Genomic DNA, 7,922 nt, shown 5'->3' with positions numbered 1-7,922 from the left:
GACCCGGCCCTGCGCGCCCACGGCGCGAGCGGCCTGCAGGCTCACGAGGCCGGTGCCGCAAGCCACGTCCAGCACCCGTTCGCCCGGCGCCGGCGACACCGATGCCAGCAGCCCGTCCTGGGCCGGCGCCAGCTGGGCCTGCCAGAGCGCCTCGTAGTCGCTTGCCGCCAGGTCCCAGCCGTACCGCTGGACGCGCCGCTGCAGCCGGGGCTCCATGTTCAGCGCCGCGTGATGACCACTTCGACGTATTCGCTGGGAACCACCAGCGAACCCGACCCGGCCCGGTTCAGCCCGTTGAGCAGCCCCGTCATGTCGGCTTCCAGTGCCCTGGCCTTGTCTTCGGGCAAGGCGGCAAAGGCTTTGTGCACCGGCCCGTACCAGGTGCGGAAGATTTCGATGAAGTGGGCTGCCGAGCGGTAGCGGAAGTTGAAATGCCGGGGCGTCACGGATATCCCGACGGCAGCGGTGCCGAAAATGGAGCGCAGATGTGTTTCCATCCCCCAGAGCGAAGGCGACTGCACGCCCGCCGGGGGCGGCAAATGGCGCCCGAGCGTCTTGAACAGCTGACCGATGAAACCTTCCGGGGTCCAGTTGGCCATGCCGATGCGCCCGCCGGGCCGGCATACCCGCGCCAGCTCGGTCGCTGCCTTGCCTTGGTCGGGCGCGAACATCACGCCGAAAGTCGACAGCACCGCGTCAAAGCTGGCGTCGGCGAAAGGCAGGGCTTCTGCGTCAGCCGTCTGGAACTGGACCTCAAGGCCTTCGGCGCGCGCGCGTTCGGCCCCACGTTCCAGCAAGGTGGCAACATAGTCGGTGGATGTCACCTTGCAGCCGCGTCGCGCCGCGGCCAGCGTCGCATTGCCGTTGCCGGCAGCGACATCCAGCACGTTTTCGTCCCAGCGCAGGTCGCAGCCTTCGGCGAGCTGCTCGCCGACGAGTTGCAGGGTGGTGCCAATGACGGCGTAGTCCCCGCTGGCCCAGGCGGTCTGCTGGCGGGCTTTCAGGGCGTTGAGGTCGGTCGGTGCATTCATGTTGGGTTCCTGATGTGTAGTAAGCAGCGGGGAGTGTCGTGCGCAGACAGGGGCCGTGTCCTGCCTGAACGTCGCCCTGGCTTGCCCAGGCGTCCGGAATTTGTGCACGGCATCCGCGCCGGCTGACCCATCGTCCGGAATCACTGCCAAATCATCCGCAGGCTGCTGCTGCGCTGTGCATATCGCAGGGTGAAGCCTAGAATCCAGCGCATCATTTCCTGGTGGGAGAACACATGGCGGCACGGGATATTGCGACGGCGTTGCAGCGGGTGGAGTCGGTGTTTCAGCGCCGTCCCGAAACCGGGCTTCACGAAGATCCGCCGGGTATCGTGCGGTGGGAAGGCGGCCTGCGCGCAGTGGCAACCCACGCCAATGGCAAGCAGGTCCAGACCGACATGCCCGAGGAACTGGGCGGCACAGGCGATCAGGTCTCGCCGGGCTGGCTGGTTCGGGCGGGGGTTGCTTCCTGCGCCGCCACCTGCATTGCCATGACCGCCGCCCGGGAGGGTGTCACCCTGGCGTCGCTGGAGGTGAAGACCTTCAGCCGGTCCGACGCCCGCGGCATGCTGGGCATGCCGGATGCCCAAGGTGAAGCGGTGTATGGCGGACCGCTGGGCATGGACATCCAGGTGCGCATTTCCGCACCGGGTGTATCGCCCGAACGCCTGCGTGCGCTGGTCGAGCGCGGCCATGCAAACGCGCCCATGTCCGCGGCGCTGCGTACCGCCGTACCCATGACACTGCGTGTCGAGATCGACGGCGCCTGATGGACGCCTTGTCGGAAACATTGCGTGTTGTCCGGCTGGTCGGTGCCATTTTCATCAACGCCCGCTTCACGGCCCCCTGGTGTTACCAATCGCCCAGTGCCAGCACGGCAGCGCCATTCCTGGAGCCCGACGCCGAACGCGTGGTGATTTTTCACCTGATCACCGAGGGCGAGTGTTATGTCGAGCTCGGCGATGAGCCGCCAATGCGCCTGAGCGCCGGTGATTGCATTATTTTTCCGCAGGGCGATGCGCACCGCATGAATTCCCAGCCGGGCCTGTCCCCCGCCTCTGGCGGCGCGCGCCTGGATGTGGTGCTCTCGCGCCGGCCGCGCCAGCTGGCCTATGGCGGCGGCGGTCCGGCCACGCGCCTGGTGTGCGGCTACCTGGCCTGCGACGCCCGCCTGGCCGGCATGCTGCTGGCGGGATTGCCCCCGGTGGTGAAAGTCAATGTGCGCGGATCGAATGCCGGCATCTGGCTGGAAGCATCGGTTCGTTACGCGCTGGCCGAGGCCCGTTCCCCGCGGCCCGGCGGTGCCGGCGTGCTGGCCAAGCTCGCCGAAGTGCTGTTCATCGAGGTCCTGCGCCTTTACATGAATAGCCAGGGAGAGGGCCGCACCGGCTGGCTGGCCGGTGTGGGCGACCGGGTGGTGGGCGCCGCGCTGAACGCCTTGCACCAGAATCCCGCGCAGGCCTGGACGCTGGAAGAACTGGCCCGTACCGCAGGCACCTCCCGTTCCGTGCTGGCCGAGCGCTTTCAGCAGCTGGTGGGCAGCTCGCCGATCCAGTACCTGACGCAGTGGCGCATGGTACTGGCTTCCAACCTGCTTTGCCGCAGCAATGCGCCGCTAGCCCGCATCGCCGAAGAGGTGGGCTACCAGACCGATACCGCCTTCAGCCGGGCTTTCCGGCGCGAGTTCGGGGCGCCGCCGGCCGCCTGGCGCCGGGACCGGCTGGCCCGCCATTCCGCACCCCGGAGCCCGGAGAGCTAAAAAACCGCTACACGTCTATGATGGAGGGTTTTGCGGCGCCCCAACACAGTGAACTCCTCCACAGACGGCAAATACCTCGCCCCCGCGGCTGCAGACGGCAAGCAGGTGGCAGAACCCGATCCGGGCCGCTACCTGGCACAAAGTCTGGCCATGCAGCGCATCAGCATCCGCGGCGCGCGCACGCACAACCTCAAGAACATCGACCTCGACATCCCGCGCAACCAGCTGGTGGTGATCACCGGGCTGAGCGGTTCGGGCAAATCCAGCCTGGCTTTTGACACGCTGTATGCCGAGGGCCAGCGCCGCTACGTGGAAAGCCTGAGCACTTACGCACGGCAGTTCCTTCAGCTCATGGACAAGCCCGACGTGGACATGATCGAAGGCCTGTCGCCGGCGATTTCCATTGAGCAGAAGGCGACCTCGCACAACCCGCGCTCCACCGTGGGCACCGTCACCGAAATCCACGACTACCTGCGCCTGCTGTTTGCCCGTGCCGGCACGCCCTACTGCCCCGAACATGACCTGCCGCTGCAGGCGCAAAGTGTCAGCGAGATGGTCGATGCCGTGCTGGCTCTGCCGGAAGAGACCAAACTCATGATCCTGGCGCCCGTCGCGCGCGAACGCAAGGGCGAATTTCTCGACGTGTTCGGGGAAATGCAGGCCCATGGGTATGTGCGCTTCCGCGTCGACGGCACGGCCTACGAGTTCGACGATCTGCCCAAGCTCAAGAAGGCCGAGAAACACAACATCGACGTGGTGATTGACCGTCTCAAGGTGCGGCCCGACATGCAGCAACGCCTGGCAGAAAGTTTTGAAGCCGCGCTGCGCCTGGCCGATGGCAAGGCGCTGGCGATGGAAATGGATTCGGGCAAGGAACACCTGTTCAGCGCGAAGTTTTCCTGCCCGGTCTGCAGCTACTCGCTCAGCGAGATGGAGCCGCGCCTGTTTTCCTTCAACTCGCCGGTGGGCGCCTGCCCGACCTGCGACGGCCTGGGCCACATGGAGTTTTTTGACCCGGCGCGCGTCGTTGCCTTTCCCTCACTCGGCCTGGCCAGCGGCGCCGTCAAGGGCTGGGACAGGCGCAATGGCTACTACTTCTCCATGCTGGAAAGCCTGGCCAAACACTACAAGTTCGACCTCGACACGGCCTTTGAAAACCTGCCCGCCGAAGTGCAGCAGGTCGTGCTGCATGGCTCGGGCGAAGAAGAAATCAAGTTCAGCTATGTGATGGACTCCGGCAACTTCGCCGGCAAGAAAATCAACAAGAAGCATCCTTTCGAAGGCGTGATCACCAACTTCGAACGGCGCTACCGCGAGACCGACTCGGCCGCCGTGCGTGAAGAGCTGGCGCGCTACCGCAGCCTGCAGCCCTGCCCCGACTGCGAAGGCACACGCCTGCGCAAGGAAGCGCGCCATGTCTACCTGGTCAGCGCACCGCAGGCCGACGGCACACCCGGCGGGCGCAAGGCGATCTATGAGATCAGCAGCGTGACCCTGCGCGAATCTTTTGACTACTTCAACGCGTTGGCCATGGAAGGCTCAAAGGCCGAAATTGCCGGCAAGGTGGTGCGCGAGATCGGCCTGCGCCTGAAGTTTCTGAACGATGTGGGGCTGAACTACCTGAGCCTGGACCGCAGCGCAGAGACGCTTTCGGGCGGCGAGTCGCAGCGCATCCGGCTGGCCTCGCAGATTGGCTCGGGCCTGACCGGCGTGATGTATGTGCTGGACGAGCCCAGCATCGGCCTGCACCAGCGTGACAACGATCGCCTGATCGGCACGCTCAAGCATTTGCGCGACATCGGCAACAGCGTGCTGGTGGTCGAACATGACGAAGACATGATCCGCGCGGCCGACCACGTCATCGACATGGGGCCGGGCGCCGGCATCCACGGTGGCCGCGTGATGGCGCAGGGCAGCTACGACGACGTGCTGGCCAACCCGGATTCACTGACCGGCAAGTACCTGGCAGGAACCCTCGCCATCGCCGTGCCCAAGCGCCGCACGCCCTGGCTGCCGACAGTCGTCAAGGCGCCTTACCGCGACCCAAAAAAGCCGTCAAAGTTTGCACCCAGCGCGGCCGGCATCAAACGCGCCGCACGCGAGGCCGAACACCTGCGTACGCAGGGCGACATGCAGGCCATCCGGGTTGTCAACGCCACCGGCCACAACCTTCGGGGCGTCAGCGTTGATTTTCCGGTGGGCCTGCTCACCTGCGTCACAGGCGTTTCGGGTTCGGGCAAATCGACGCTGGTCAACGACACGCTGTACGCCGCCGTTGCGCGCACCCTGTACCGCGCGCATGAAGAGCCGGCCCCTCACGAAAGCATTGAAGGGATCGAGCATTTCGACAAGGTCATCAATGTCGACCAGTCGCCCATCGGCCGCACGCCCCGCAGCAACCCGGCCACCTACACAGGTCTGTTCACGCCGATCCGCGAACTGATGGCCGAGATGAACACGGCGCGCGAGCGCGGCTACGGTCCCGGGCGGTTCAGCTTCAACGTGGCCGGCGGCCGCTGCGAGGCCTGCCAGGGCGACGGCGTGGTCAAGGTCGAGATGCACTTTCTGCCCGACGTGTACGTGCCTTGCGACGTCTGCAAGGGCATGCGCTACAACCGCGAGACGCTGGAAGTGCAGTACAAGGGCAAGAACATCGCCCAGGTGCTGGACCTCACGGTGGAAGACGCCGCCGAGTTCTTCAAGGCGGTGCCGGTGATAGCGCGCAAGCTGCACACGCTGCTTGACGTCGGCCTTTCCTACATCAAGCTGGGCCAGGCCGCGACCACGTTGTCGGGCGGCGAAGCGCAGCGCGTCAAGCTGGCGTTGGAACTTTCCAAACGCGACACCGGCCGCACGCTGTACATCCTGGACGAGCCGACCACCGGCCTGCATTTTGCCGACATCGATTTGCTGCTCAAGGTGCTGCACCAGCTGCGCGATGCGGGCAACACGATTGTCGTGATCGAACACAACCTCGACGTGATCAAGACCGCCGACTGGCTGATTGACATGGGCCCGGAAGGCGGCGCCGGCGGCGGCATGGTGGTGGGCGTGGGCACGCCGGAAGACCTCGCGGCCAACCCGGACAGCCACACTGGGCGCTATCTGAAACGGCTGCTGTGAACCGGCGGCGTGCTTCGCCGCCCACGCAACAAAACCCTTTGCCCGGACTCAGGCGTTGAGCTTGCGGTAAAGCGTTTGCCGGCTGATCCCGAGGCGCCGGGCGGCTTGCGAGATGTTTCCACAGCTGCTTTCCATCGCCTGGCGGATGGCCAGGCGGGACAACTCTTCAAGGTTGTGCGATAGGCCGCCTGCGGCCGGAAGCATCGCCGGCTGCGCCAAAGCGCGAAGTTCTTCGCGCATGTCGTCCGGCAAATGCTGCCAGTCGATATATTCCTCGTGCGGGTCCAACATGGCACTGGCGGTGCGCAGCACGCTGGCATATTGGCGCAGGTTGCCGGGCCAGGCATGCCGGCTCAATTGCGCCATCAGATCAGGCGCGAGACGGATGTCGCCTTCGGGGTTGAAACTGACCAGCAGGCGCTCGGTCAACACACCAACATCGCTGCGCTCGCGCAAGGGCGGCAGCTGTACAGCCAGTCCGTTGATGCGGTAGTAAAGATCGCTGCGAAAGCGGCCCTGGTCGGCTTCTTCGCGCAGATTGCGGTGAGTGGCGCAGATCAGGGCGAAATCGATTTCGACCGGCCGGCCGCCGCCTAGTGGTGTGACCTGCCGCTCCTGCAACACGCGCAACAGGCGGCTTTGCATGCCCTGCGGCATGTCGCCAACTTCATCCAGAAAAAGCGTTCCGCCGTGTGCTTCACGCAGGCGGCCCACACTGCCCTCGCGGCGCGCACCGGTAAACGCGCCTGGCGCATAACCGAACAATTCGGCCTCGATGAGGTTTTCCGGCACCGCGGCACAGTTAATGGCCACAAAAGGACCGTCGCGCCGGGGACCGCTGTCGTGCACGGCGCGTGCAAAAAACTCCTTGCCCACGCCGGACTCGCCCTGGATCAGCAAGGGAATGGGTTTGCCGGCCACGCGCCGGGCTTTCTGGGCCGCAGCCTGCCAGCGCAGATCGCCGGTGTCGAGGCGGGCCAGCGCATCCGGCTGCGTGGCGATGGCCTTGCTGGTACCCGACACCGGGCCGGCAGCCAATGCCGGTTGCTCCGCATACACCTGCGCAAAAAGCATGCGGCCATCGTGCAGGCGTACCTGCGCCGGCTGGCCGGGACGGCGTGTGTGGCGGGATAACAGTTCATCGAGACGCACATCCATTGCCCGGACCAGCGGCGTGGCGCCCAGGTCGGGCCAGCGAAGATGCAGCAGGTCCAGCCCCTTGCGGTTGGCGCCGACAATCCAGCCGTCCTCCGAGAGGGCGATGATGCCTTCAGCCACGGTGCCTATGCCTTCCAGTTGCGCGTGAAGATGCAGGCGGATATGGCGCCGGCAGGCAGAGATAACCAGGCGGTTTTCGATCATGCATGCCGCCGTGCTGACCAGGCCCAAGGTATAGGGATGCCGGCTGCGCTGGTCTCCGGACAGATCGAGAATACCCATCAACTCGCCGCTGGCCGACATGATGGGCGCGGCGGCACAGGTGAGGAAACCGTTGCGTTCCAGGAAGTGCTCGCTGCCGTGAACCTCCACACCGCTGGCTTCGGCCAGCGCCGTGCCGATGGCATTGGTGCCGCGGTGCTGCTCGTGCCATGAGGCGCCGGAGGTCAGCGCGGCGCGCGCGGCCTTGTCGAGAAAACCGGTATCACCCAGCGTGTTGATCAGCATGCCCCGCGGGTCCGCCAGCACCACCATGCTCTGGCTGTGCCGCACCTGTTCGAAAAGGTACTCCATCACCGGCCGGGAGTGGGCGAGCAGTTCGTGGCTGCAAGCCAGGGCATGGCTCAGATGGCCCGCGCTCGCATGTTCGGTATCGGCCACCCGGTCTGTCGGCGACAAGCCCGCTTCCAGGCTCCGCCGCCAGGAACGGGCAAGGCGCTCGTCGATGTTGCCGGATGGGCAGTCGCCGTATTCCAGCAGATGCAGGCGCGCCTGGCGCAATGCCAATGCGGGCGATAGTGTTCGCACGTTGTCTCCTGACGGAGTGGTATCCGTTCCCGATCAAGTGTAGCGAG

General features: G+C 65.6%; 5 protein-coding genes and 1 pseudogene. 3 read left to right on the top strand and 3 right to left on the bottom strand.

Going from position 1 to position 7,922, the window contains the following annotated elements:
- Nucleotides 1-216: pseudogene (locus WA904_RS02635) on the bottom strand (methyltransferase type 11); the annotation flags it as partial.
- A gap of 2 nt (nt 217-218) precedes the next feature.
- Nucleotides 219-1,031 carry a class I SAM-dependent methyltransferase gene (locus WA904_RS02630; RefSeq protein WP_425195573.1) on the bottom strand — a complete coding sequence of 271 codons (813 nt, stop codon included), beginning with the start codon at nt 1,029-1,031 and terminating at the stop codon, nt 219-221.
- 233 nt (nt 1,032-1,264) lie between these two features.
- On the opposite strand from WA904_RS02630, the gene WA904_RS02625 reads away from it, so the two are divergent.
- The 3 genes from WA904_RS02625 (at nt 1,265) to uvrA (ending at nt 5,910) form a co-directional block, all read left to right on the top strand.
- Nucleotides 1,265-1,798 (top strand): OsmC family protein, encoded by a 534-nt coding sequence (locus tag WA904_RS02625; RefSeq protein ID WP_425195572.1) that lies wholly within the window; start codon nt 1,265-1,267, stop codon nt 1,796-1,798.
- Entirely contained in the window at nt 1,798-2,787 is a 990-nt protein-coding gene (locus tag WA904_RS02620) for a cupin domain-containing protein (protein ID WP_425195571.1), read from the top strand. The genes WA904_RS02625 and WA904_RS02620 overlap by 1 nt, the downstream gene beginning before the upstream one ends.
- Before the next feature lie 150 nt (nt 2,788-2,937).
- On the top strand, nt 2,938-5,910 hold the full coding sequence (uvrA, locus tag WA904_RS02615) for an excinuclease ABC subunit UvrA (protein ID WP_425195574.1): 2,973 nt from the start codon (nt 2,938-2,940) through the stop codon (nt 5,908-5,910).
- 48 nt (nt 5,911-5,958) lie between these two features.
- Here uvrA and WA904_RS02610 read toward each other — a convergent pair whose 3' ends face one another.
- A complete protein-coding gene (locus tag WA904_RS02610) occupies nt 5,959-7,875 on the bottom strand; it encodes a sigma-54-dependent Fis family transcriptional regulator (RefSeq protein WP_425195570.1) in 1,917 nt (638 codons plus the stop codon).
- Nucleotides 7,876-7,922 lie beyond the last annotated feature (47 nt).

Source organism: Polaromonas sp., from assembly GCF_049790275.1.
Taxonomy (GTDB): domain Bacteria; phylum Pseudomonadota; class Gammaproteobacteria; order Burkholderiales; family Burkholderiaceae_C; genus Polaromonas.
Note: the sequence above shows the minus strand (reverse complement) of the source record. Positions and strands in the feature narration are given on the sequence as shown.